Below are 23,425 nucleotides of genomic sequence, written 5' to 3'. Positions count from 1 at the left end.
AGGACACGTCGTGGTCCCCGCGGGGGCGTACGACGACGGGGGTCCGGGGAACGCGCTTCCCCGGACCCCCGTTTCGCTTCATTCGGCTCCGCGTGCCTACCGCAGGCGTTCCACCGCCGCCGCCACGCGCTCGTCCGAGGCGGTGAGGGCCACGCGGACGAACTTCTCGCCCGCCTCGCCGTAGAAGTCGCCCGGCGCCACCAGGATGCCCAGGTCGGCCAGACGGGCCACCGTGGACCAGCAGGACTCGTCCCGGGTGGCCCAGAGGTAGAGGCTCGCCTCGCTGTGCTCGATACGGAAGCCGTGGTTCACGAGGGCGTCGCGCAGGGCGGTTCGGCGCGCGGCGTAGCGCTCGCGCTGCTCGCGGACGTGCGTGTCGTCCGAGAGCGCGGCGACCACGGCGGCCTGGGTCGGCGCCGAGGTCATCATGCCGCCGTGCTTGCGGATCGCGAGGAGCTCACCCAGGACGGCGGGGTCGCCCGCGAGGAACGCCGCGCGGTAGCCGGCCAGGTTCGAGCGCTTGGAGAGCGAGTGGACCGAGACGATCCCCTCGTAGGAGCCGCCGCAGACGTCGGGGTGCAGCACCGAGACCGGGTCGGCCTCCCAGCCCAGCTCGAGGTAGCACTCGTCGGAGAAGACGAGGATGCCGTGCTCGCGGGCCCAGGCGACGATCCGGGCGAGTTCCGCGGCGGACAGGACCCGGCCGGTCGGGTTCGACGGCGAGTTCAGCCACAGCAGCTTCAGGTCCGTCGGGTCGAGGTCCGTCGGGTCGTCGTAGACCACGTGGTCCGCCCGTGCGAGCCGCGCGCCGACCTCGTACGTCGGGTACGCGAGCCGCGGGTACGCGACCTTGTCTCCGGGGCCGAGACCGAGCTGGGTCGGCAGCCAGGCGACCAGTTCCTTGGAGCCGACGACGGGCAGCACATGGCGGTGGGTGACGTCCCGCGCGCCGAGCCGTCGCTCCACCCAGCCCGTGAGCGCGTCCCGCAGCTCGGGCGTGCCCCACACCGTGGGATAACCGGGCGAGTCCGCGGCCGCGACCAGTGCTTTCTGGATCAGCTCGGGCACCGGGTCGACCGGCGTGCCGACGGACAGGTCGACGATGCCGCCCGGGTGAGCGGCGGCGGTCGCCTTGTAGGGCTCCAGCTTGTCCCAGGGGAAGGTGGGAAGCCGGTCGGAGACTGCGGACACGGGATCGGGCTCACTTTCTCGTACGTACGACCCGTACCGGCGGAAAACCGGACACGGGCTGCTGCACGGACCGCTGCGGGGCCGATACGGCAAATGCCTCGGTCCCGTACGGCGATCGGAGCGATCAGCGGTACGGGACCGAGGCGGCGCGTATGCGGGCCGCTTACTGGTTCTGCGGCGACAGCGCTGCGATGAAGGGGTGGTCGCGCTCGATCAGACCGAGCTTGCTGGCGCCGCCGGGCGAGCCGAGCTCATCGAAGAACTCGACGTTCGCCTTGTAGTAGTCCTTCCACTCTTCCGGAGTGTCGTCCTCGTAGAAGATCGCCTCGACCGGGCACACCGGCTCACAGGCTCCGCAGTCGACGCATTCGTCCGGGTGGATGTACAAGGACCGGGAGCCCTCGTAGATGCAGTCGACCGGGCACTCCTCGATGCACGCCTTGTCCTTGACGTCGACACAAGGCTGCGCGATGACGTAGGTCACGCTGTCGTTCCTCCTCGATAGGGCGCTGGCGGGCCTCCGTAGGCTCCGCCGCCTGGCGCGCGGGAGCGCGGCGTCGTCGATGCCCGCCCCTAGTATCTCCGTTCTTGGGCATGATCCGAACAGGAGGGGTGAACTGACCTGTGGAAATCTCTGCTTCCGGCCGCCTTGAGGTCCGGATCACCGCTGCTGACGTGGGAAAACGCGTCTCGGTGCGACGCATGATCGACGATGGAGACACGGTGGAGAAGTTCACCGATACGGTCGGTGTTCTCACATCATGGGACGACGGTGTGCTGCTGATCACACGACGGACCGGCGAACGTGTCCGGATCGCGGAATCCTCGCTGGTCGCGGCCAAGGTCGTACCGTCCGCCCCGGCACGACGGCGCGGCCCCTCGGCGTCGTACGAGGAGCTGGCGCGCGTCTCCGCGCGGGCCTGGCCGCCGGTGGAGAGCGAGCGGCTCGGCGGCTGGGAGCTGCGGGCGGCGGGCGGGTTCACCCGGCGCGCCAACTCCGTGCTGCCGCTGGGCGACCCGGGCGTGCCGCTCGACGGGGCGCTGACGTACGTCCGGGACTGGTACGCCGCCCGTGACCTGCCCGCGTACGTCCAGACCGCCACCGGTGCCGAGGGCACGCAGGAGCCGCTCTGCGCGGAGCTGGAGGCGCGCGGCTGGACGCGTGAGGTGACCGCCGAGCTGTGGATCGGCCCGCTCGCGCCGGTCGCGGACCGTCGGACACCCGCGGCTCCCGCCACTCCCGAGACTTCTGTGGCTCCCGAGGCTTCCGAGGTGACACTCTCCCGCACGGCCGATGAAGCGTGGCTCGGCCGCTACCAGCGCAAGGGCCTGAGCGGTGTGGCCCTGAAGGTGCTGGGCGGCGGCCCCTCGGTGTGGTTCGCGACGGTGCCCGGCGCCGCGGACGCGCCTCCGGCCGCGATCGGACGGTGTGTGGTGGACGGCCGCTGGGCCGGTTTCGCCGCGGTCGAGGTCGACCCGGCCCACCGCCGCCGGGGCCTCGCCACCGCCGTCATGGCCGCCCTGGCCGGCCGGGCCCTGGAGGAGGGCGCCTCGGCCGCCTGGCTCCAGGTGGAGGCGGACAACACCGGGGCACGGGAGCTGTACGCCCGGATGGGCTTCGGCCCGCACCACGCGTACCACCACTACCGGTGGCCCTCGGAAGCCGGGACCGACGCCTTCGCGGACGCCGGTACGGCGGGTACCGGCACGAGCGCCGACACGGCGAACGGGTCCGGCACGAGCGGCGGCACGGCGGACGGCTCCGACACGAGCGACCACACGGCAGACGGCTCCGGCACGAGCGGCGGCACGGCGGACGGCTCCGACACGAGCGACCACACGGCAGACGGCTCCGGCACGAGCGCCGACACGGCGGACGGCAGCGGGTCGGACGGTCGTTCCGCCCGGGCCGGGCAGGGTGCGGCACCGAGTGCCGATCCGGGTGTCCGGCCGGGCGCCGAGCCGTATCGATCGACGTGAAGGGGCAGGAGCCGGCCATGCCTTCCCCCCGTCCCCCGCAGCCGGAGCGAGCCGACGAGGTACGGCGGCGGTTCGCCGACGAGGCGCGGGCCGAGCGGCCCGATCTGGCGGCGCTGTGCCTGCTGGTGGGCGCCGCGGCGGACGGGACGCTGGACGAGGCCGGGATGGAAGCGGCGCAGATCGAGCTGGACGAGCTGGCGGGCCGGCTGCCCTTCCGTCCGGGCGGCCCCCGCTCCTGGGCGGCCGCCCTCGCCGAACTCCTCGGCGGGCGCTGCGGGTACCGGGGCTCACCGGCCGACTACCAGCGGCTGGAGTCCTCCCTGCTGCACGCGGTGCTGCGGCGGCGGCGCGGGCTGCCCATCCTGCTGTCGGTGGTGTGGATGGAGGTGGCCCGGCGGGCCGGCGCGCCGGTCTACGGGGTCGCGCTGCCCGGTCACTTCGTGGTCGGCTTCGGACCGCCCGAGCAGCAGGTGCTGGCCGATCCCTTCGACGGCGGGCGCGTCCTGACCGGCTCCGACGCGGAACTCCTCGTCGTGGGCGCGACCGGTGCCCCGCTCGACCCGTCGATGCTCACCCCCGCCGATCCGCTCGACGTCGTGGTGCGCATCCTGAACAACATCCGCGCCTGGGCCGCCACCCGGCCCGAACGCTCCGACGTGGCCCTGTGGTCGGTGGAGCTCTTCCTGCTGCTGCCCTCGCACCCGGCGAGCCTGCGCTACGAGCGCGCCCAACTCCTCGTCCAGCGCGGTGACTTCCTGACCGGAGCGACCGAACTCGACGCCTACGCGGACGTGGTGGCGGCAGTGGACGAACCTGCCGCAGCCCGAGTACGCCAACAGGCCCACGCGGCACGGTCGATGCTCAACTGAGGTACCGGCCGGCCGTGCGGTTCACAGCCACCCCTTCTCCCGCGCGATCCGTACCGCCTCGGCCCTGTTGCGGACCGCGAGTTTCTGGATCGCTGTCGAGAGGTAGTTGCGGACCGTGCCCTGGGACAGGTGCAGGGCCTTCGCCAGTTCGGCGTTGGTGGAGCCGTCCGCGGCGGCGCGGAGGATCTCACGTTCCCGGTCGGTGAGGGGGTTGGCGCCCCCGGCCAGCGCGGCGGCCGCGAGAGTGGGGTCGATGACCCGCTCCCCGGCCAGCACCTTGCGTACGGCCGCGGCGAGTTGGGCGGCCGGGGCGTCCTTGACCAGGAAGGCGTCGGCGCCGGACTCCATGGCGCTGCGGAGGTATCCGGGGCGGCCGAAGGTCGTGAGGATGACCAGTTTCAGCGCGGGGAACTCCTTGTGGAGTCCGGCCGCGGCCTCTATGCCCGTCATGCCCGGCATCTCGATGTCGAGGAGCGCCACGTCCACGTCATGGGCGCGGGCCGCCGCCAGCACCTCGTCCCCGCGGGCCACTTGGGCGATCACCTCGATGTCCGGCTCCAGTCCCAGCAGGGCGGCCAGCGCCTCGCGGACCATCGACTGGTCCTCGGCGAGCAGGACCTTGATCGTGCGGCTCATGCACCGGATCCTACGGGGTCGTCCGCCGCGTCCACAGGTTCCCGAGTGCCCGTGAGGGGGACGCGGGCGACCAGCCGGAACCCGTGCCGGACGCGGCCCGCCTCCAGCGACCCGCCCGCCTTCTCCAGTCGTTCGGTCAGTCCCGTGAGGCCGTTGCCGGGGGCGGCGCCCGCGGGGCCGCCCGAGCCGTCGTCCTCCACCGTCAGTTCGAGCACCTGGCCGTCCAGGGTCTGGCGTCGGACGAGTTCCACCGCGCAGCGCCGGGCGCCGCTGTGCCGTACGACGTTGGTGACCGCCTCGCGCAGCGCCCAGGCCAGCGCGGACTCGCTCTCCTCGGGAACACCGTCGAGGCCGGGTTCGGCCGGCAGGTCGGCGACGATGCCGGCAGCGGTCAACGCGACCTGCACACCCGCGAGTTCACCGGCCAGCCGGGGCCGCCGGTAACCGGTGACCGCCTCGCGTACGTCCACCAGGGCCTGCCTGCTGACCTGTTCGATGTCGGCGACCTGCTGGGCCGCCCTGTCGGGGTGGTCGGGGAGCATCCGCCCGGCCAGTTCGCTCTTCAGCGTGATCAGCGAGAGCGAGTGGCCGAGCAGGTCGTGCAGGTCCCTGGCCAGCCGCAGGCGCTCCTCGTTCGCGGCGAGCTGGGCGACGGTGGCCCGTGCCTTGCGCAGCTCCACGGTCGTCAGGACGAGCTGCCGTACTCCGGTCATCGCGAAGCCGATGAGGACGACGAGCAGGACGAGGTCGCGCGCGTCCCGCTCGCCGCCGTGCAGGCCGACGAGCAGCATCACGACGGCGGTGAGCGGGATGGTCCAGTACGAGACGCGCAGCGGGAACGTCGTCCCGCAGGCGACCGAGACGTACACGAACAGGCCGAGCCAGGGCGCGCCGAGCGTCAGGCACAGCACGACGGCCAGCGCGCCGAGGGCGACGACCATGAGGGTGACGGCCAGGGTGCCCGTGAAGGCCCTGCCCATGTGCCGGAAGACCAGCGTCAGATAGACCGCGACGAAGGCCGCGAGGCCCACCCAGCCGGCCGCGGTGGCCGCGGTTGTGTGGTGGCCGGCGGCGAGGTCGTGGACCGGTGAGCTGAGGAACACCAGCCAGATGACGATCCACACCGACTTGCGCAGGGCCTCGCGGATGGTGCGCGGGGACTCTCCCATCCGCAGCAGCCGCTCCGTGCGGGCCGCGTCGGGCAGCGGGTCTTCCGTCATGGCACTCACGCCTTCAGCGTGTCCTTCCGGTACAGCCAGGCCGCGCCGCCCGCGAAGAGGGCGAAGGAGACGGCGAGGATGGCGATGTCCTTCGCGTGCGGGGCGTTCCCCAGCTCGATGGCCTGCCCCAGGGCAGCGTACGCGTGCGTGGGCAGCCACTTCGCTATGTTCTGCAGCCAGTCGGGGAAGGTCGTCGTCGGCATCCACAGACCGCCGAGCATCGACAGACCGAAGTAGACGATCATCGTGATCGGGCGGACCGCGTCGCCGCTGGCGAGATAGCCGATGGCGACGCCGAGCGCGGCGAACACCAGGCTGCCGGCCCAGATCACGCCGGTGAGCGCGAGCCACTGCCAGGCGTCCAGGCGTACGTCCTTCACCACCGCGGCGACCACGAAGACGATCACGATCGACGGCAGGCTGATCACGGCGGCACTGGCCGTCTTGGCGAACACATAACCGCGGCCCGGCAGCGTGGTGAGCCTCAACTGCCGTACCCAGCCGCTCTCCCGCTCCTTGGCGATGCGCTCGCTGTTGCCCATCAGGACCGCGGTCAGGGCGCCGAAGGAGGCCATGGAGACCATGAAGAAGGTCGGCAGGGTGAGACCGGTGCCGTCCACCTTCGTGGTGCTGTCGGCGCTGCCCGCGATCAGCAGGAACAGGGCCGAGGGGTAGATCACCGAGAAGAACAGGAACTTGCGGTTGCGCAGGGCGCGGGTGATCTCCAGCTTGATGAGACTGTTCACTTGGACGTGGCCTCCTCGGCGGCGCTGCGGTCGGCGTCTTCGGCGGTGCTGGGGTCGGTGGCCTCGGCCGCGGTGCGGGTGGCCTCCTCGGCCGCGGTGATGGCGACGAAGGCCTGCTCGAGACCGAGCCCGGCGACTTCGAGGTTGCGCGGGTAGACGCCGAGTCCGTACAGCGCGTGGACGGTCGCGTCCGCGTCGGAGGACTGGATGCGGACGGTCTGCCCGGACACGTCGATCGAGGTGAGGAACGGCAGCGCGCGCAGCGGGGCCTCCTCGATCGCGCCCTCCAGGTCGAAGGCGACGCGGCGGGCGCCTGCCTTGGCCTTGATCTCGGCGGCGGTGCCGTCGGCCAGCAGCCGTCCCCGGTGCAGGACGAGCACGCGGTCCGCTATGGCGTCGGCCTCCTCCAGGTAGTGCGTGGCGAACAGGACCGTACGGCCCTGTTCGGCCTGCTCGCGCATGGTGGCCCAGAAGGCCTGCCGGGCGGTGACGTCCATGCCGGTGGTGGGCTCGTCGAGGACGATCAGGTCGCTGTCGCCGGCCGTGGCGAGGGCGAAGCGGACGCGCTGTGCCTGGCCGCCGGAGAGCTTGTTGACCTTGCGGTCGGCGATCTGGGTGATACCGGCGCGGGCGAGGACGTCGCCGACGCGGTACGCCTTCGGGTGCAGATCGCAGGCGAGCCTGACCAGTTCGGCGACGGTGACCTCGTCCATCAGCCCGCCGCTCTGGAGCATGGCGCCCACCCGGCCGGCGACGATCGCCTCGCGCGGGCCGGAGTCGAACACCCGGACCGTCCCGCTGTCGGCGTTCTTGAGGCCGAGCAGCAGGTCCAGCGTCGTGGACTTGCCCGCGCCGTTGGGGCCCAGCAGGGCGACGGTCTCGCCGGGGTGCAGTTCGAGCGTCAGCCCGTCCACGGCCCGGACGTTCCCGTAGCTCTTGGTCACCGATTCGAACCGGACCACCGATGGGGTGGTGGTCCGCGCAGTCGTTGTCATGTCGTCCATCGTGGGGGAGAAGGGGGTGCCCGCGGCAGTGCGGTGTGTCCTCCGTCGCGGATGACAGATGTCATGCCGGCGGACCGCGCCCGCGCCTCGCGGCCGACCGTGCGACACGGCAAGAGGGCACCCGGCCGGGGAGAACCCGGCCGGATGCCCTCGACGCGCGTGGTGCGCCTTGGTGCGCCCGTTAGTTGGGGTTGGTGGGGATGGTCACGTCGCGTGCGACGGCCGTCTTCCCCACGAGCGCCCTTCCTATGGCGGAGGCGACGTCCTGCGGGCTCACGGCCTTCTTGCTGCCGTCGCCCTTGGTGATCGTCACACCGTCGAAGGCATGGCCGTACAGCCCCTGGAGCACGTTGAGGTCGTAGTGCTCGACCAGCTTGCCCTGGACCGGCGTGACGCTCAGGAACTTCCAGATGGACTTCTGCGGGCTGAAGCGGACGAAGTGGGTGGCGTCCGTACGGATGACGATGTTCGCCGACATGGCGACCGTCGCGAACGTCGACATCTTCCGGTCCACCTCGGCCTTGCTGACCGTCGGCTGGCGGGTCGTCGTGGCGACCTTGACCGGAGTGGTCGCGTCGGTCTCCACCTGGGCGCGGTACGCGTCCTCGACGGCCTGCACCGAGGGGCCGACGTCGATGCCCTTGCCCTCCTTGCCGTAGACGGCGACGGCCTTGCCCGGCTGGAACTTGATCGTGCCGTCGCTCGCCGAACCGGCACCGCTCGCGGCGCGCTCCAGGGCGGCCTGCAGCTTCTCCTTGTCGACCGGCATCACGGGCTCGACCACACGCTCCTGGCCGAACAGCGAGCCGATCACCGAGATCGGGTTGTAGTCGCTGCCGGCGGCGGCGCGGACGGTGGCCTGGCTGTCGAGCTGGAGTCCGGCCTGGTCGGGCCGGAGCTGGACCGTGTCGCCGTCGACGGACAGCGTGAGCGGCTTGTTCGTCCGCGTGCCGAAGGCGTCGTCGAGCTTCTTGACGGCGTCGTCACGGGTGCCGCCGCCGATGTCGACGCCGAGCACGGTGGTGCCCTTGGGCACGTCCGAGTGGTTCATGAGCAGGCCCGCGCCGTAGGCGCCACCGACGAGCACCACGACGAGGGCGCCGAGGAGCGCCGGCTTGTTGCGGCCCTTCTTCTTCGCCGGCTTCGACGAGGCGGACGGCTGCTGGACCGGCTCGGGAAGCCTGGGCGCGGTGCGCGACCGGGGTCCGTCGTTCCGCGTCCCCGCGTCGTACGCGAAGTTCTGGCTGGGCGTCACGACGGGGATGCCACTGGTCAGGGTGTGACCGGAGACGTTCTCCACGGGCGCGCCGTAGCCGCCGGGACCCGGGTCGGGCGCCGGCTTCTGCGGGGTGAGGATCGCGGTGTCGTCGCTGAGACCGCCGCTCAGGCCGCCGCGCGAGCCGTTGCCCGGGCCGGGGTAGCCCGTGCCCGTGTTCCGGTTGCCGGGGCCCGAGCGGGGCGACGCGGCCAGGCTGCCGGGAGCCGCGCCCGCACCGGCCGGGGGCAGCAGCGGGCCGTCACCGGTGGTGGGACCGCTCGTGGGACCGGCAGGGCCGCCCCTGCCGCCCTCGGAGAAGTACGGGAGGTCGTCGCGGCGCGGTTCGCCCGACCCGCCGGCCGGACCGATGGCCGGGAAGGAGCCGGTGTCGCGCAGCGCCCCGGAGACGTCGAAGGAGCCCGTGCCGCCGCCGTGGCCGGGGGCCACGGGTCCGGCACCGGTGGCACCGGGGAGTCCGGCGCCGTTCGTACCGCCGGGCCGCACGCCGCCGGTGATGCCCAGCGGACCGGCACCGGTGGACGGCATCGGCCGTCCCCCGCCCGGCGCGCCCGCGGAACCCGCCGGGCCGGCCGGAGCCGAACCGCCGGGCAGGCCCGCGCCATTGGTCGAGCCGCCTCCCGGTCCGCCCTTGGGGGGCGTGCCGGCCTTGCGGGGCGCGAACCAGTCGCTCGTCTTGTCCTCGGCCGCCGCGGGCTGGTCCCCGGGGGCGGGTGCCGGTGCGGAGGGGGCCGCGGCGGCGGCCGGGGCGGAGGCGCCCGCGGGCGCGCTCATGCCCTGCGGCGCCTGTGTCCCGGCGTGCGCGCCGTCGCCGCCCTCGGGCGACACGTCGGCGTCGGCGACGGGGGTACGGACGACCACGGGCGGGATGGGCCGCGACCCGGGGATGTTGATCCGGATCCGTGTCGTCAGCGTGGTCTCGGTCTTGCGCTCCTCAGGCGGCTTGCCGGCGGCCGAACGGCCCGCGTCGGCACCGCTTTCGGAAGCCGCGGGGGTGCCGTACGGCGGCGTCCCCGACGGGTACGCGGCTCCACCGCGCCCGTTGGGCCCGGAGGACGAACTGTCAGTTTCACGACTCAAGGCAGGTTCTCCCGGTTGGCTCCGCCGCCCGTTTACTCGACCTCATCTCGGGCAGCTCGGCGGCGCGCACCACCATACTGGCCATGTACGGCCCGCAAACCTCGGCCGTCCAGGAATCTCGCACGGGACCCGCACGGGACCGATACGGCGAAGTGGTACGTCACTTGCCAAGTCGGGCGCCGGAAGGGCCTGATTGCCGCCCCTGGCCGAGGGTGGCGCACATCACAGCCAGGGCCATGCCTCCGAGCAGGAAGAGGTACGAGACGACCCCCACGCCGAAGAGGAAGTCCCCTTCCGGGCGGCTGGCGGTGAGCAGGACGACGGTGACCATCCAGCCCGCCGCGGGGGCGACGGCCCCGGCGCGGGACCCGGTCGCCCGCGCGCCGCCCAGGAAGAGGCCGGCCGCGCCCGCCAGCGCGAGCAGCAGCCCGAGCGGGAACCAGCCCGGCTGCACCAGCGCCCCGGCGACGCCGACCACGGCACCGAGCAGGAAGAGGCCCAGGTAGGCGGCGATCCGCCCGCCCGAGGGCCGGGTCAGCGGCTGGGCGAGCACGCTGCCGCCGCGCTGTCCGTTGGTACTCATCGCAGATCCGCCCCTGACCACGTCGTCATCGTCCTCGCCCTCGTCCCCGTCTTCGCCCTCGTCATCCCCGCGCCCCTCACCGGTCGGCTCCGTCGATCGTCCCGGTGCCGTCGGTCCCCGCGAAGAGGTCGCTCTCGCGCGTCGCGGGCCGGCGGGTGCCGACCAGTTCGTAGTACTCGGTGGTGAAGAGCGGCTGTGCCAGCTCGTTCGAGAGGACGAACCAGGGCCCGTCCACGGTGATCTGGGTGGCGTGCGCCCGCATCGCGGCGGCCTTGGCGGCGGCGTACGCGGTCCCGTCGATCTCGGTGGTGACCGTCGCCTCGTCGACCACGCCCGGTACGTCGTCGACGGCGGCCACGCGGTCGAACGGCAGCTCCGGGAGGGCCGCGCGCAGCCGGGCGAACGCCTCCTCGGCGACCGGGCGCGGCACCCGGTTCCAGTAGGTCTTGGTGATGCGCCAGGCGTCGCCGAGGTCGGGGCGATGGGTGGGCTCCGCGGCCAGTTCGGCGGCGCGGGTGGCCACGCGGTGGGCCTGGATGTGGTCCGGGTGCCCGTAGCCCCCCTGGGGGTCATAGGTGACGAGCACCTGGGGGCGTACCTCGCGGATCACCTCCACGAGGCAGTCGGCGGCCTCGTCGAGGTCCGCGGACCAGAAGGCGCCCGGGCGGTGGTTCTGCTCGGCGCCCATCATCCCGGAGTCGCGGAACCGCCCGGGTCCGCCCAGGAAGCGGTGGTCGGCGACGCCCAGTTCCTTCATGGCGGCGCTCAGCTCACCGGTCCGGTACGGGCCGAGTCCGCCGTCGCGGTCGGGGGCGAGATGGGCGAGTCCGGGCGGGATGACCTCGCCCTCCTCGCCGAGGGTGCAGGTCACCAGCGTCACATGGGCGCCCTCGGCCGCGTAGCGGGCCATGGTCGCGCCATTGTTGATCGACTCGTCGTCCGGGTGCGCGTGCACCAGGAGCAGACGCCGGTCGGGCAGTTCCGTCATGGGGCCCACCCTACGAGGCACCGGTCGCCCGTGGGTCCCCCGTCAGGCACCACGGGCGCGCTCGCCCGGCCGGCGCGGCTCAGAACTTCAGGCTGCCGATCATCCCCGCGATGTTCGTGGTCAGATCGCTGATCGTCGGCGCGATGGTGGAGGAGGCGAGATAGAAGCCGAGCAGCATGCAGACGACCGCGTGCCCGCCTTTCAGTCCTGACTTCTTGATCAGAAGAAAGACGATGATCGCCAGCAGCACCACCGCCGAAATCGAGAGTGCCACGGCGGCTCACCTCCAAAGTTCCCAGGGACTTGGGGTCCGGTACGGGTCGGACATGGGGGGTCGGTAAATCCATACAGCAGCCAGCAGGTTCCTACCCACGCAGCGCTAGTGATCATAACTATCCGTACGCGCGCATCGATCGGCGCACGGCCGCACAAGGGGGCGCATGGCCAATATGGTCGAGGCATGACGAACGAGCCTCTCTCCTTCCCGCGCCGGTACGCCCGCACCCAGCGGTTCACCTCCGGCGCGCCGCGCGCGTTCACCGTGTCCCCCGACGGTTCCCGTGTGGTGTTCCTGCGGTCCCCCTCCGGCAGGGAGCGGGCGAACCAACTGTGGGTTCTCGATGTGCCGGAGGGCCGGGAACGGGTCGCCGCCGACCCCGCGGCCCTGCTCGGCGGCGCCACCGAACATCTCTCCCCCGAGGAACGGGCGCGCCGCGAGCGCAGCCGCGAGGGCGGAGCGGGGATCGTCGGATATGCCACTGACACAGCCGCCGAGTTGGCCTGTTTCACCTTGTCAGGGCGACTGTTCACGGCGGAGCTGCGGGCCGGCACGGCGCGTGAACTCCCGGTCCCCGGACCGGTGATCGACCCGCGCCCCTCCCCCGACGGCACGCTCGTGGCGTACGTCTCCGGGGGCGCGCTGCGGGTCGTGGGATCCGAGGGCGAGGGTGACCGGGCGCTCGCGGAGCCGGAGCCGGCGGCGGCTCACGGTTCGGTTTCCTATGGACTGGCCGAGTTCATCGCGGCCGAGGAGATGGGGCGTTCGCGCGGCTTCTGGTGGTCACCCGAAGGGGACCGGCTGCTCGTCGCGCGGGTCGACGACACGCCCGTACAGCGCTGGTGGATCTCCGATCCGGCGCATCCGGAAGCCGATCCGCAGCGGGTCGCCTACCCGGTGGCGGGCAGCGCCAACGCGGAAGTGCGGCTCTTCGTGTTCGGGCTCGACGGGGTGCGCACGGAGGTCTCCTGGGACCGGACGCGCTACCCCTATCTGGCGCATGCGCACTGGTCAGCGGCGGGTGCGCCACTGATCCTGGTGCAGGCTCGGGACCAGCGCAGCCAGCTCTTCCTGGCCGTGGACCCGGACTCCGGGGCGACCCGTATGGTGCACGCCGACGAAGATCCAACTTGGCTTGATCTTTTCCCCGGAGTGCCGTGCTGGAGCCCCGGCGGACAGCTCGTCCGGATCGCCGACGAGGGCGGCGCGCGGGTCCTGGCGTTCGGCGAACGCCCCCTGACCGGCGACCAGTTGCATGTCCGGGCGGTGCTCGACGTGTCGTCCGACGACGTACTGATCGCGGCCTCGGCGGGCGAGGGGGCGAACGCGCCGGAAACAGGCGAAGTCCATGTGTACCGGGTGAACGAACTCGGCCTGGAGCGCGTCTCGCAGGAGCCCGGCGTGCACTCGGCCGTGCGCGCCGGGGGCGTGACCGTGCTCGTGTCCTCGGTGCTCGATCAACCGGGAGCCCAGGTGCAGGTGCTGCGGGAGGGGAAGCAGGTCGCGGCCATCACCTCGTACGCCGAACACCCCGGTTTGTCCCCGCGCGTGACGCTCACACAGGGGGGCGCACAGAAAATCCCATGCGCCGTGCTTATGCCTACCGACTACGACGGTGACACTCCCCTGCCGGTCCTGCTGGACCCCTACGGCGGTCCGCACGGCCCCCGAGTGCTGGCCGCGCACAACGCGCACCTGACCTCGCAGTGGTTCGCCGACCAGGGCTTCGCGGTGGTCGTCGCCGACGGACGCGGCACCCCGGGGCGCTCCCCCGCCTGGGAGAAGGCGATCCGTGACGACCTCACGCTCTCCCTCGACGACCAGGTGGAGGCGCTGCACGGGCTCGCGGAGCGGTTCCCGCTCGATCTGTCCCGGGTCGCCATCCGCGGCTGGTCGTACGGCGGCTGGCTCGCGGGACTCGCCGTACTGCGCCGCCCCGACGTCTTCCACGCGGGCATCGCGGGCGCCCCGGTCGCGGACTGGCGGCTGTACGACACCCACTACACGGAGCGGTACCTCGGCGATCCGACGGCGAGCCCGGCGACGTACGCGAAGAGCTCGCTGGTCACCGACGAGGGGCTCTCGGCGCCCGCCGAACAGCACCGGCCGCTGATGATCGTGCACGGCCTGGCGGACGACAACGTGGTGGTGGCGCACACCCTGCGGCTGTCCTCGGCGCTGCTGGCCACCGGCCGCCCGCACGAGGTGCTGCCGCTCTCGGGGGTCACGCACATGACCCCGCAGGAGACGGTCGCCGAGAACCTGCTCCTGCTCCAGGTGGACTTCCTGCGGCGCGCCCTCGATCTGGCCTGACACGGCAACGAGCCGGGGTGACATGGCGCACCCCGGCTCGTTTACGGCACCCGCACGGCCGTACGGTGTTCACCTTGGCGCGTCCGTATATCGGTACCGCTTCCACCAAGTTGCCTGTGTGTTAACGAAGTTCGCTCACATTTGTGATGTTATGCGGCCCCGCCGGACGGCTCCTCCGGGGGCACGACCTGCTTCTCCTCCGCGAAGTGACAGGCCGAGTCATGGGCCGCCGGACCCTCGATGAGCCGGAACTCGGCGGGGATCGCGAGCAGCGGCACCTCCAGCGTGCAGCGCTCCTGCGCCTTCCAGCAGCGGGTGCGGAACCGGCAGCCGGACGGGATGTGCGCGGGCGAGGGCACGTCCCCGTGAAGGATGATCCGCTCCCGGTGCTCCCGGGCCTCGGGGTCCGGCACGGGCACGGCGGACAGCAGCGCCTGGGTGTAGGGGTGCGTCGGATGGTCGTAGATCTCGACGTCCCTGCCGGTCTCCACGATCCGCCCGAGGTACATCACCCCGACCCGGTCGGAGATATGCCGCACGATCGACAGGTCGTGCGCGATGAAGACGTAACTGAGCTCGAACTCGGACTGGAGCCTGTCCAGCAGGTTGATCACCTGCGCCTGCACGGAGACGTCGAGCGCGGAGACCGGCTCGTCGGCGACGATGATCTCGGGCCGCAGCGCCAGGCCCCGCGCGATGCCGATGCGCTGGCGCTGGCCGCCGGAGAACTGGTGCGGATAGCGGTTGATGTACTCCGGGTTGAGCCCGACCACGTCCAGCAGGTCCTGGACCCTGCGCCGCCGGTCGCCCTTCGGCGCGACCTCGGGGTGGATGTCGTACGGCTCCCCGATGATGTCGCCGACGGTCATCCGCGGGTTGAGCGAGGTGTACGGGTCCTGGAAGACCATCTGGATGTTGCGGCGTACGGCCTTCAGCGCCTTGCCGGACAGCCGGGTGATGTCCTCGCCCTTGTACTTGATCGCTCCCTCGGTCGGCTTCTCCAGGTTGACCAGCATCTTGGCGACCGTCGACTTGCCGCAGCCGGACTCGCCGACGATGCCGAGGGTCTCGCCGCGGCCGAGGTGGAAGTCGACGCCGTCCACGGCCTTGACGGCCCCGACCTGCTTCTTGAACAGGATGCCCTGGGTGAGCGGGTAGTGCTTGACCAGTCCGCTGACCTCCAGCAGCGGCTCAGTTGCTGCTTGTGTCATCGAGGCACTCCCTCCAGAAGAAGCAGGCGCTCCTGCGGTCCGCGTCGACCTCCGCGAGCGGCGGCACCTCGCTGCGGCAGATGTCCTGGGCCATCGGGCAGCGCGGGTTGAAGGCGCAGCCCGGCGGGATGTGCATCAGGTTGGGCGGCAGCCCCTTGATCGCGTACAGCTCCTGGCCCTTCTGGTCGAGCCGGGGGATCGAGTGCAGCAGGCCCTTCGTGTAGGGGTGGGCCGGCGCCTTGTAGATGTCGTGGACCGGCGCCGTCTCGACGATCCGGCCCGCGTACATCACCGCGATCCTGTCGGCGACGTCCGCGACCACGCCGAGGTCGTGGGTGATGAGGATGAGCCCCATGTGGAGCTCGCGCTGGAGTTCCGCGAGCAGGTCCATGACCTGGGCCTGCACGGTGACGTCGAGCGCGGTGGTCGGCTCGTCGGCGATGATCAGGGCGGGCTCCAGGGCCAGCGCCATGGCGATCATGATGCGCTGGCGCATACCGCCGGAGAACTGGTGCGGATAGTCGCGCACGCGCTCGGCTGCCCCCGGGATGCGCACGTGCTCCATCAGCTCGATCGCCTTGGCGCGGGCTTCCTTGCGCTTCATCCCGCGATGGACGATGAACATCTCGCCGAGCTGGTCGCCGACGCTGATCACGGGGTTCAGGGAGGACAGCGCGTCCTGGAAGATCATCGCCATCTCGGCGCCCCGCACCTTGCGCCGCTCCTCCTCCTTGAACTTCAGCAGGTCCTTGCCCTGGAAGAGGATCTCGCCGCCGGTGATCTTCCCGGGCGGCATGTCGAGAATGCCCATCACGGCCTGGGCGGTCACCGACTTGCCGGAACCGGACTCGCCGAGCACGGCGAGCGTCTCGCCCTCGTCCACGCTGTACGTGACCCCGTTGACGGCCTTGGCGACACCGTCCCTGGTCCTGAACTCCACCTGCAGATCGCGCACTTCCAGCAGCACGGCGGTCACCTCAGCTTCGGGTCGAGGGCGTCGCGCACCGCGTCGCCGAGCATGATGAACGCGAGCACGGTGATCGCGAGCGCGCCGGCCGGCCACAGCAGCATGTGCGGGGCCTGGCGGATGTACGCGGACGCCGAGGAGATGTCGATGCCCCAGCTGACCCTCGGGGGCTTCAGACCGACGCCCAGGTACGACAGCGTCGCCTCCAGCGAGATGTAGGTACCGAGCGCGATGGTCGCGACGACGATCACCGGCGCGACCGCGTTCGGGGTGATGTGCCGCAGCATCATCCGGGAGTTGGAGGCGCCCAGCGCGCGGGCCGCGTGGACGTAGTCGTTCTCCTTGGTGGTGATCACCGAGCCGCGCGCGATACGGGAGACCTGCGGCCAGCCGAGCAGCACCATGAACCCGACGACCGGCCAGATCGTGTTGCTGGTCACCACGGAGAGGAGGACCAGACCGCCGAGCACGACGGGGATGGCGAAGAAGATGTCGGTGATCCGGGACAGGACCGAATCACCCACCCCGCCGTAGAAACCGGCCAGACCGCCGAGGAACGAACCGAGGAGTGCGACCCCGATCGTGGCGAGCACACCGACGCTGATCGAGATCCGGGTCCCGTACACGGTCCGTGTGTAGACGTCGCAGCCCTGTCCGTCGTAGCCGAAGGGGTGTCCGGGCTGGGAACCCTCCTGGGCCTTGGACAGGTCGCACTGGAGCGGGCTCTGGGAGGTGATCAGCCCGGGCCAGATCGAGATGACGACCAGGAAGAGGATGACGAGTCCGGAGATGATGAAGACCGGGTTGCGGCGCAGGTCCCGCCAGGCGTCGGACCACAGGGAGCGCGGCTTCTCCCGCGGACCCGTGCCCTCCGGTCCCCCCGGCGTCCGCTCCAGGGTCTCCGCCTCGCTCGATCCGAGGTCCATGGTGCCGCCGAAGCCGGTCGGAGCGATCGCGAGGTCCTCCGGCGGCGGACCTTCGGGGCCGTGGTGAAATTCCTCTTCCTCGTACGGCGGCTGCTCAGGCATAGCGGATCCTCGGGTCGAGTACGGCGTACAGGAGGTCGACGAGCAGATTGGCGACCAGGAAGACGAGGACGAGGATGGTCACGAAGCCGACGACGGTCTGGGTGTTCTGGCGCACGATCCCCTGGTAGAGCTGATAGCCGACACCGTGGATGTTGAAGATCCGCTCGGTGACGATCGCGCCGCCCATCAGCGCGCCGACGTCGGTGCCGATGAAGGTGATCACGGGGATCAGCGAGTTGCGCAGCAGGTGCCGGATGGTCACCCGGCGCCGCGGCAGGCCCTTGGCGACGGCCGTGCGGACGTAGTCGGACCGCTTGTTCTCCGCGATGGAGGTCCGGGTCAGCCGGGTCACGTAGGCGAGGGAGACCGAGGCCAGCACCAGGCCCGGCACGATCAGCTCGCCGAAGGTGGCGTCCGCGGAGACCGACGGTTTGATCCAGCCCCATTTGACGCCGAGCAGCAGCTGGGCCAGCAGACCGGTGACGAAGGTCGGCACGGAGATGACCACGAGGGTGAGCAGGAGGACGCCTGTGTCGACGGGCCGGCCGCGGCGCAGACCGGTGATGACACCGAGCGTGATGCCGATGATGATCTCGAAGAAGATCGCGACGATCGTCAGCCGGATGGTGACCGGGAAGGCGGAGGCCATCAGCTCGGTGACCGGCTGTCCGTTGAACGCGGTGCCGAAGTCGCCGGTGAAGATGTGGCCGATGTAGGTCAGGTACTGCTGCCACAGGGGTTTGTCGAGGCCGAACTCCGCGCGCAGCTGGGCGGCCGTGGCGGGGTCGCACTGTCGTTCACCGCACAGGCCCGCGATGGGGTCACCCATCACGTTCACCATCAGGAAGATGAGAATGGTGGCGCCGAAGAAGACCGGGATCATCTGCAGCAGACGCCGGACGACGTACCGTCCCATGAGTGCTCCGGAGTTAGAGGGGCGGGCCGTGGTGGCGGGTCCGCCCCGGGCGGCTCAGTTGACGGTGATCTCGTTGTAGACCGGGACGCTGAACTGGTTGAGCGCCACGTTCGAGACCTTGTCCGAATAGCCGGCGCTGCCGTTCTGGTACCAGAGCGGGATGGCGGCCATGTTGTCCCGTACGACCCCTTCGGCCTGCTGGAAGAGCTGGATGGCCTTGGTGGTGTCGGTCTCCGCGTTCGCCTGGTTGACGAGGCTGTCGAACTGCTTGTTCGACCACTGGCCGTCGTTGGAGGAGGCGTTCGTGTAGTACAGCGGCTGGAGGAAGTTCTGGATCAGCGGGTAGTCCATCTGCCAGCCGGCCCGGAACGGACCGGGCATCTTGTGCTGCCCGATCTGGTTGCGGAAGTCGGCGAAGGTGCCGATCGGGTTGCCGACGCAGGCCGTGTTGTTGCCGAGCGCGTTGTTGATGGAGTTGCAGACGGCGTCGACCCATTCCTTGTGGGAGCCGGTGTCCGCGTTGTACGAGATCTTGACCTGGCCGCCGGGCAGACCTCCGCCCTCCTGGACCAGCTTCTTGGCCTCGGTCGGGTTGTACTCGCAGGACTTGCCGCACAGGCCTTCCTGGAACCCGCCCTTCTGGCCGAGCACCGGTGAGGTCCAGTCGCTCGCGGGCGTGCGCGTCTTCTGGAAGATCGTGTCGGTGATCTGCTGGCGGTTGATCGCCATGGACAGTCCCTGACGGACCTTCGTCGCGCCGCTGGTGTTCCACTTCGGGTCGTAGAACGGGAAGGCGAGGGTCTGGATGATGCCGGCCGGGGTGTTGATGTACCGGCCGTTCAGGTCCGTCTTCGCGTTCTTGAGCTGGGCCGCGGGCACGTCGTCGACGAGGTCGAGGTTTCCGGCCAGGAGGTCGTTGTAGGCGGTGTTGTTGTCCGTGTAGACCTTGAGGGTCACACCGGCGTTCTGCGCCTTGTCGTCACCGGGGTAGCCGTCCCACTTCACCAGGGACATCTGGGAGCCCTTGGTGTAGGAGTCGATGGTGTACGGGCCGTTGCCGACGGGCTTCTGCACCCAGGCCGCGTGGTCGCTGAAGAACGACTTGGGCAGCGGCGAGAAGGCCGCGTAGCCGAGGGTGTCCGGGAAGGTCGAGAACTTCTGGGTGAGCGCGACCGTGAAGGTGTCCGTGCCGGTCACCTTGAGGCCGGACAGGGTGTCGGCGGTCTGGCTGCCCGTGTCGGGGTGCACCTTGTCGTAGCCCTGGATGTACCCGAAGAAGTACGCGTTCTTCTGATTGTTCTTCAGGCTGGCGCCGTAGTTCCAGGCGTCGACGAAGGACTGCGCGGTGACGGCCTCGCCGTTGCTGAACTTCCAGCCGCTCTTGACGGTGATCGTGAAGTTCTGCGAGTCCGTGGTGTCGATCTTCTGGGCGAGCATGTCCTCGGCGGCGCCGGTCTTGGCGTTGTACCGCTTCAGCCCGCGGAAGATCATGTCGAGGACCTTGCCGCCCTGCACCTCGTTGGTGTTGGAGGGCTCCAGCGGGTTCTGCGGGTCGCCCCAGGAGGCGCTGACGGTGCCGGAGCCGCTGCTGCTGCCGCCTCCCCCGCCCCCACATGCGGACGCCGCGAGGGCTACCGCCACCGCGCATGCGGCCCATTTGGCGTGCGTGGCTCCACGCATGGAGTGCCTCCTCAAGAGTGCGCTGTGCCGCCGGCGCCGGGTCGGGGTCGGACGTCCGGCTCCGGTGCGTTGTGCCTTTGGGGCCCAATATCCGTCCATACGGGGTGCATCGCACATTTACCCCACCCTTCCGGGTGTCGGCTCATCCGGAAGGAGGAACTCCGGATGTGTCGTCAGAGGATCTTGACCCTCGACAAAGAGGATCTTGACCGTCGACGCAACAGATCCCCGCACTTCGATGCGGAACCGTTGATTCCAGTGCACTAGATGTACGCATTCCGAGACTCCGGCGTCCGGATAACGAACTCATTGCCCGTTTCGCGAAGTTGGTCCGAATCCGGACACAGAACGGCCACGGTGCGCTACACGCGTAGTTACGCTAAGGTCAAGCTAAGGTCAAGAAAGTAAAGAGAGGACCAAGGCGACCGAGATTTTATTGACCTTGCATGAATTGCGTTGAAAAAGTCCGGCGTAGCCCGTAGGGAGCGCCCTGCGGACGCCGTTGACCCCACGGGCCTGGAGCACCATGACCCTCCCCACTCCTTCCGCGGCCGCATCGCTTGAGGTGACCGACGAGATCGGATCGATCCCGGATTCGTCTTCCAACCCCAAGGGCTCGGAGAGTCGCTCCCCGGGACGACTCGCCTGGAAGCGGTTCAAGCGTGACCGCACCGGCGTCATCTCCGCGTATATCGTGATCTTCTTCTTCGCGGTCGCGATCCTGGCCCCGCTCATAGCGAAGCTGTACGGGAAGGACCCGTACACGACCTACGCCAGCCAGCGACCGGAACTCCTCGACGCCTTCTCCTACCCGTCCGGCCCCAACGGCGGGATGAGCTCGGAGTTCTGGTTCGGCATCGAGCCGCAGCTGGGCCGGGACGTCTTCACGTTCCTGCTGTACGGCATCCGCACCTCCCTGGGCATCGCCGTGGCCGCCACCCTGCTGACCACCTTCGTCGGCGTGATCGTCGGCATCACGGCGGGCTATCTGGGCGGCCGTACGGACTACTTCGTCGGCCGGGTCATCGACATTCTGCTGTCGTTCCCCTCGACCCTGTTCTTCATCGCCTTCATGCCGGTGGTGTACGGGCTGTTCGTCGCGCCCGACGACAACATCCCCACCTCGCTGCGGGCCATCTCCCTGATCGTGGTCCTCTCCGGCTTCGGCTGGGCCTCCATCGCCCGTCTGCTGCGCGGCCAGGTCCTCGGCCTGCGGGAGCGCGAGTACATCGAGGCGGCCAAGGTCACCGGCGCTTCCTCACGGCGCATCGTGTTCAAGGAACTGCTGCCCAACCTGTGGACGCCGATCATCATCCAGTCCACGCTGATGCTCCCGGCGTACGTGACCGCGGAAGCCGGTCTGGCCTTCCTCGGAGTCGGCATCATCGACCCGACCCCGGACTGGGGCGTCATGATCCAGCGCGGCGCCGAGTTCTACACCGAGGACCTCACCTTCATGCTCTTCCCGGGCCTGTCCATGGTGATCTTCGTCCTCGCCTTCAACCTGCTCGGCGATTCGGTGCGCGACGCGCTCGACCCGAAGTCCAAGCGGTAGCCACCAGCTCCACCCGGCCGGTCACGTGTCGTACGGCCGGCGCCATCCGTCCCGATCGTCCTATAAGGCAGGATTCTCCATGTCTTTCTCCCGTAGAAACTTCCTGATAGCCACTGGTGTGGTCGCGGCCTCGTCGTCCGTGCTGACGGCCTGCGGCGGCAGCGGCAGCGACAGCAAGTCAAGCCGCAAGGTCCCCACGGTCAGCGGTTCCAAGACCCAGGAGATCCTGGTCGGCACCAAGGCCGACTCGACCGGCCCTGCGCCGGAGGTCCCGGGAGCGGTCAAGGGCGGGACGATCTACTCGCTCGACCAGTTCGACATGGACCACCTGGACCCGGCGCAGATCTACGTCTCCACCGAGGGCGCCATCACCCGGCCGATCCTGCGTGGCCTCACCGGCTACAAGATCGACGACAAGGGCGGCGCCACGCTGGTCGGCGACGCGGCCACGGACGCCGGTGCCACGAAGGACGGCGGCAAGACCTGGACCTTCACCATGAAGGACGGTCTGAAGTGGGAGGACGGCTCGGACATCTCCGCGGACGACCTCCGCCACACCTTCGAGCGCCTCTTCGCCTCCTTCGTCACCGAGGGTCCCCGCTACGTCCAGCAGTGGCTGGTCGGCGGCGACAAGTACACGGGCCCCTACAGCGGCAAGAAGCTCGACTCCATCGAGGTCGACGGCAAGACCATCACGTTCCACCTCAACGAGGCGCGCGCCGACTTCAACTTCACGCTCGCCATGCCCGGCTACGGACTGGTGAACAAGAAGCACGACACCAAGGAGAAGTACGACAAGCGTCCCTTCTCCTCCGGCCCGTACAAGATCGGCAGCCGTAGCATCGGCAAGTCGCTCACCTACGTGCGCAACGAGCACTGGGACCCGGCGACCGACTCGATCCGCAACAACTACCCGGACCAGTACGTCTTCCAGTTCGGCTTCCAGCCGCTGGCCGCCACGGACCGCTTCATCGCGGACTCGGGCAAGGACCAGTACGCGATGGCGATCTTCAACGAGGTCGCCCCGGAGCGCATCGCCCAGGTGCTCACCAACGCCACGCTGAAGAAGCGCGTCCTCACCGAGGTCGACACGGTCACGTACTACTGGCCGATCAACATGACCCGCATCAAGGACGTCAAGGTCCGCCAGGCCATCAACTGGGCCTGGCCGCACCAGCAGCTCCAGACGATCCGCGGCGGCGCCTCCACCAGCGAGCTGGCCACCACGGTCCTCTCCCCGGTGACCCCGGGTTACCAGAAGTTCGACCTGTACGGCGTGGCCACGAAGCCCGGTGGCGACCCGGTCAAGGCCAAGGCCCTGCTGAAGGAGGCCGGCAAGGTCGGCCAGAAGCTGGTCATCGCCTACCAGCAGTCGGACAACGCCCAGAAGCAGGCCGTCGCGATCAAGAACGCGCTGGAGGCCGCCGGCTTCACGGTCGTCAACCAGCAGATCGACAAGTCGACCTTCTACACCCAGATCGGCAAGGTCGACAACCACTTCGACCTGTTCGCCGCGGGCTGGAGCCCGGACTGGCCGAACGGCTACTCCGTCTTCTACCCCTGCTGGAGCGGCAAGAACATCGGCGACGGCCGCAGCAACTACGCCCAGCTGAACGACCCGAGCATCAACAAGGCCATCGACGCCGCCGCCAAGATCACGGACACCAAGGCCGCGAACAAGGCCTGGGGCGACATCGACCGCCAGATCATGGAGACGTCCGCCGTGGTCCCGGACTACCACTCGATCCGTAACTGGATGCACGGTTCCAAGGTCGGAAACGTCATCTACGACAGCGGCAACACCTGCGTCGCGCTCTGCAAGCTCTACGCGATGAAGTAAGCCGTACGACCCAAGGGGGGTGGCCGTTCGCCCGGCCGCCCCCCACAGGCCCTCCCCCCTTCACG

19 protein-coding genes and 1 pseudogene are annotated in these 23,425 nt (G+C 70.0%); 5 read left to right on the top strand and 15 right to left on the bottom strand.

Going from position 1 to position 23,425, the window contains the following annotated elements; all coding sequences use genetic code 11:
- Nucleotides 1-96: 96 nt before the first annotated feature.
- Nucleotides 97-1,191: a bifunctional succinyldiaminopimelate transaminase/glutamate-prephenate aminotransferase gene (locus ACIQRL_RS20010; RefSeq protein WP_401332970.1), complete on the bottom strand. Its 1,095-nt coding sequence runs from the start codon at nucleotides 1,189-1,191 to the stop codon at nucleotides 97-99.
- Nucleotides 1,192-1,354: 163 nt separating this feature from the next.
- Nucleotides 1,355-1,675: a ferredoxin gene (fdxA, locus tag ACIQRL_RS20005; protein WP_127831304.1), complete on the bottom strand. Its 321-nt coding sequence runs from the start codon at nucleotides 1,673-1,675 to the stop codon at nucleotides 1,355-1,357.
- Between the two features lie 140 nt (nucleotides 1,676-1,815).
- Here fdxA and ACIQRL_RS20000 point away from each other — a divergent pair.
- Nucleotides 1,816-2,862 (top strand): annotated as a pseudogene (locus ACIQRL_RS20000) (GNAT family N-acetyltransferase); the annotation flags it as partial.
- 326 nt (nucleotides 2,863-3,188) lie between these two features.
- Nucleotides 3,189-4,040, top strand: coding sequence for a tetratricopeptide repeat protein (locus ACIQRL_RS19995; protein WP_401332968.1), 852 nt, complete (start codon nucleotides 3,189-3,191; stop codon nucleotides 4,038-4,040).
- 21 nt (nucleotides 4,041-4,061) lie between these two features.
- Here ACIQRL_RS19995 and ACIQRL_RS19990 read toward each other — a convergent pair whose 3' ends face one another.
- The 8 genes from ACIQRL_RS19990 to ACIQRL_RS19955 form a co-directional block, all read right to left on the bottom strand.
- The gene (locus tag ACIQRL_RS19990; RefSeq protein WP_401332966.1) at nucleotides 4,062-4,676 is read right to left on the bottom strand and encodes a response regulator; all 615 of its coding nucleotides are present in this window, start codon (nucleotides 4,674-4,676) and stop codon (nucleotides 4,062-4,064) included.
- Nucleotides 4,673-5,896, bottom strand: a complete 1,224-nt coding sequence (locus ACIQRL_RS19985) for a sensor histidine kinase (protein WP_401333387.1) — start codon at nucleotides 5,894-5,896, stop codon at nucleotides 4,673-4,675. The genes ACIQRL_RS19990 and ACIQRL_RS19985 overlap by 4 nt, the downstream gene beginning before the upstream one ends.
- A gap of 5 nt (nucleotides 5,897-5,901) precedes the next feature.
- Complete coding sequence (locus tag ACIQRL_RS19980) at nucleotides 5,902-6,642, bottom strand: ABC transporter permease (protein WP_401332964.1); 741 nt, start codon at nucleotides 6,640-6,642, stop codon at nucleotides 5,902-5,904.
- Nucleotides 6,639-7,637, bottom strand: a complete 999-nt coding sequence (locus ACIQRL_RS19975; RefSeq protein WP_401332963.1) for an ABC transporter ATP-binding protein — start codon at nucleotides 7,635-7,637, stop codon at nucleotides 6,639-6,641. The genes ACIQRL_RS19980 and ACIQRL_RS19975 overlap by 4 nt, the downstream gene beginning before the upstream one ends.
- Before the next feature lie 190 nt (nucleotides 7,638-7,827).
- Nucleotides 7,828-10,002, bottom strand: a complete 2,175-nt coding sequence (locus ACIQRL_RS19970; protein WP_401332961.1) for a hypothetical protein — start codon at nucleotides 10,000-10,002, stop codon at nucleotides 7,828-7,830.
- Nucleotides 10,003-10,162: 160 nt separating this feature from the next.
- Complete coding sequence (locus ACIQRL_RS19965) at nucleotides 10,163-10,585, bottom strand: DUF6113 family protein (RefSeq protein ID WP_401332959.1); 423 nt, start codon at nucleotides 10,583-10,585, stop codon at nucleotides 10,163-10,165.
- A gap of 76 nt (nucleotides 10,586-10,661) precedes the next feature.
- The gene (mshB, locus tag ACIQRL_RS19960) at nucleotides 10,662-11,573 is read right to left on the bottom strand and encodes an N-acetyl-1-D-myo-inositol-2-amino-2-deoxy-alpha-D-glucopyranoside deacetylase (protein ID WP_401332957.1); all 912 of its coding nucleotides are present in this window, start codon (nucleotides 11,571-11,573) and stop codon (nucleotides 10,662-10,664) included.
- Nucleotides 11,574-11,652: 79 nt separating this feature from the next.
- Complete coding sequence (locus tag ACIQRL_RS19955) at nucleotides 11,653-11,847, bottom strand: hypothetical protein (protein WP_401332955.1); 195 nt, start codon at nucleotides 11,845-11,847, stop codon at nucleotides 11,653-11,655.
- Nucleotides 11,848-12,033: 186 nt separating this feature from the next.
- Here ACIQRL_RS19955 and ACIQRL_RS19950 point away from each other — a divergent pair, with 186 nt between their 5' ends.
- Complete coding sequence (locus tag ACIQRL_RS19950) at nucleotides 12,034-14,163, top strand: prolyl oligopeptidase family serine peptidase (protein ID WP_401332954.1); 2,130 nt, start codon at nucleotides 12,034-12,036, stop codon at nucleotides 14,161-14,163.
- A 149-nt stretch (nucleotides 14,164-14,312) separates the two neighbouring features.
- Here the strand turns inward: ACIQRL_RS19950 and ACIQRL_RS19945 are convergent, their stop codons facing one another.
- From ACIQRL_RS19945 to ACIQRL_RS19925, 5 genes are read right to left on the bottom strand one after another with little or no spacing between them, the layout of a single operon-like run.
- On the bottom strand, nucleotides 14,313-15,374 hold the full coding sequence (locus tag ACIQRL_RS19945) for an ABC transporter ATP-binding protein (RefSeq protein ID WP_401332952.1): 1,062 nt from the start codon (nucleotides 15,372-15,374) through the stop codon (nucleotides 14,313-14,315).
- A complete protein-coding gene (locus ACIQRL_RS19940; protein ID WP_401332950.1) occupies nucleotides 15,355-16,341 on the bottom strand; it encodes an ABC transporter ATP-binding protein in 987 nt (328 codons plus the stop codon). Before ACIQRL_RS19940 ends, ACIQRL_RS19945 begins: the two co-directional genes overlap by 20 nt.
- Before the next feature lie 5 nt (nucleotides 16,342-16,346).
- A complete protein-coding gene (locus ACIQRL_RS19935; protein WP_401332948.1) occupies nucleotides 16,347-17,369 on the bottom strand; it encodes an ABC transporter permease in 1,023 nt (340 codons plus the stop codon).
- A complete protein-coding gene (locus ACIQRL_RS19930; protein WP_401332946.1) occupies nucleotides 17,362-18,285 on the bottom strand; it encodes an ABC transporter permease in 924 nt (307 codons plus the stop codon). Before ACIQRL_RS19930 ends, ACIQRL_RS19935 begins: the two co-directional genes overlap by 8 nt.
- A 54-nt stretch (nucleotides 18,286-18,339) precedes the next feature.
- Nucleotides 18,340-19,965: an ABC transporter substrate-binding protein gene (locus tag ACIQRL_RS19925; RefSeq protein ID WP_401332944.1), complete on the bottom strand. Its 1,626-nt coding sequence runs from the start codon at nucleotides 19,963-19,965 to the stop codon at nucleotides 18,340-18,342.
- Between the two features lie 526 nt (nucleotides 19,966-20,491).
- Here ACIQRL_RS19925 and ACIQRL_RS19920 point away from each other — a divergent pair.
- Nucleotides 20,492-21,520, top strand: coding sequence for an ABC transporter permease (locus ACIQRL_RS19920; RefSeq protein ID WP_401332942.1), 1,029 nt, complete (start codon nucleotides 20,492-20,494; stop codon nucleotides 21,518-21,520).
- 79 nt (nucleotides 21,521-21,599) lie between these two features.
- Complete coding sequence (locus ACIQRL_RS19915) at nucleotides 21,600-23,360, top strand: ABC transporter substrate-binding protein (RefSeq protein ID WP_401332940.1); 1,761 nt, start codon at nucleotides 21,600-21,602, stop codon at nucleotides 23,358-23,360.
- Nucleotides 23,361-23,425 lie beyond the last annotated feature (65 nt).

The organism is Streptomyces sp. NPDC091209 (genome assembly GCF_044757755.1).
GTDB lineage: Bacteria > Actinomycetota > Actinomycetes > Streptomycetales > Streptomycetaceae > Streptomyces.
Note: the sequence above shows the minus strand (reverse complement) of the source record. Positions and strands in the feature narration are given on the sequence as shown.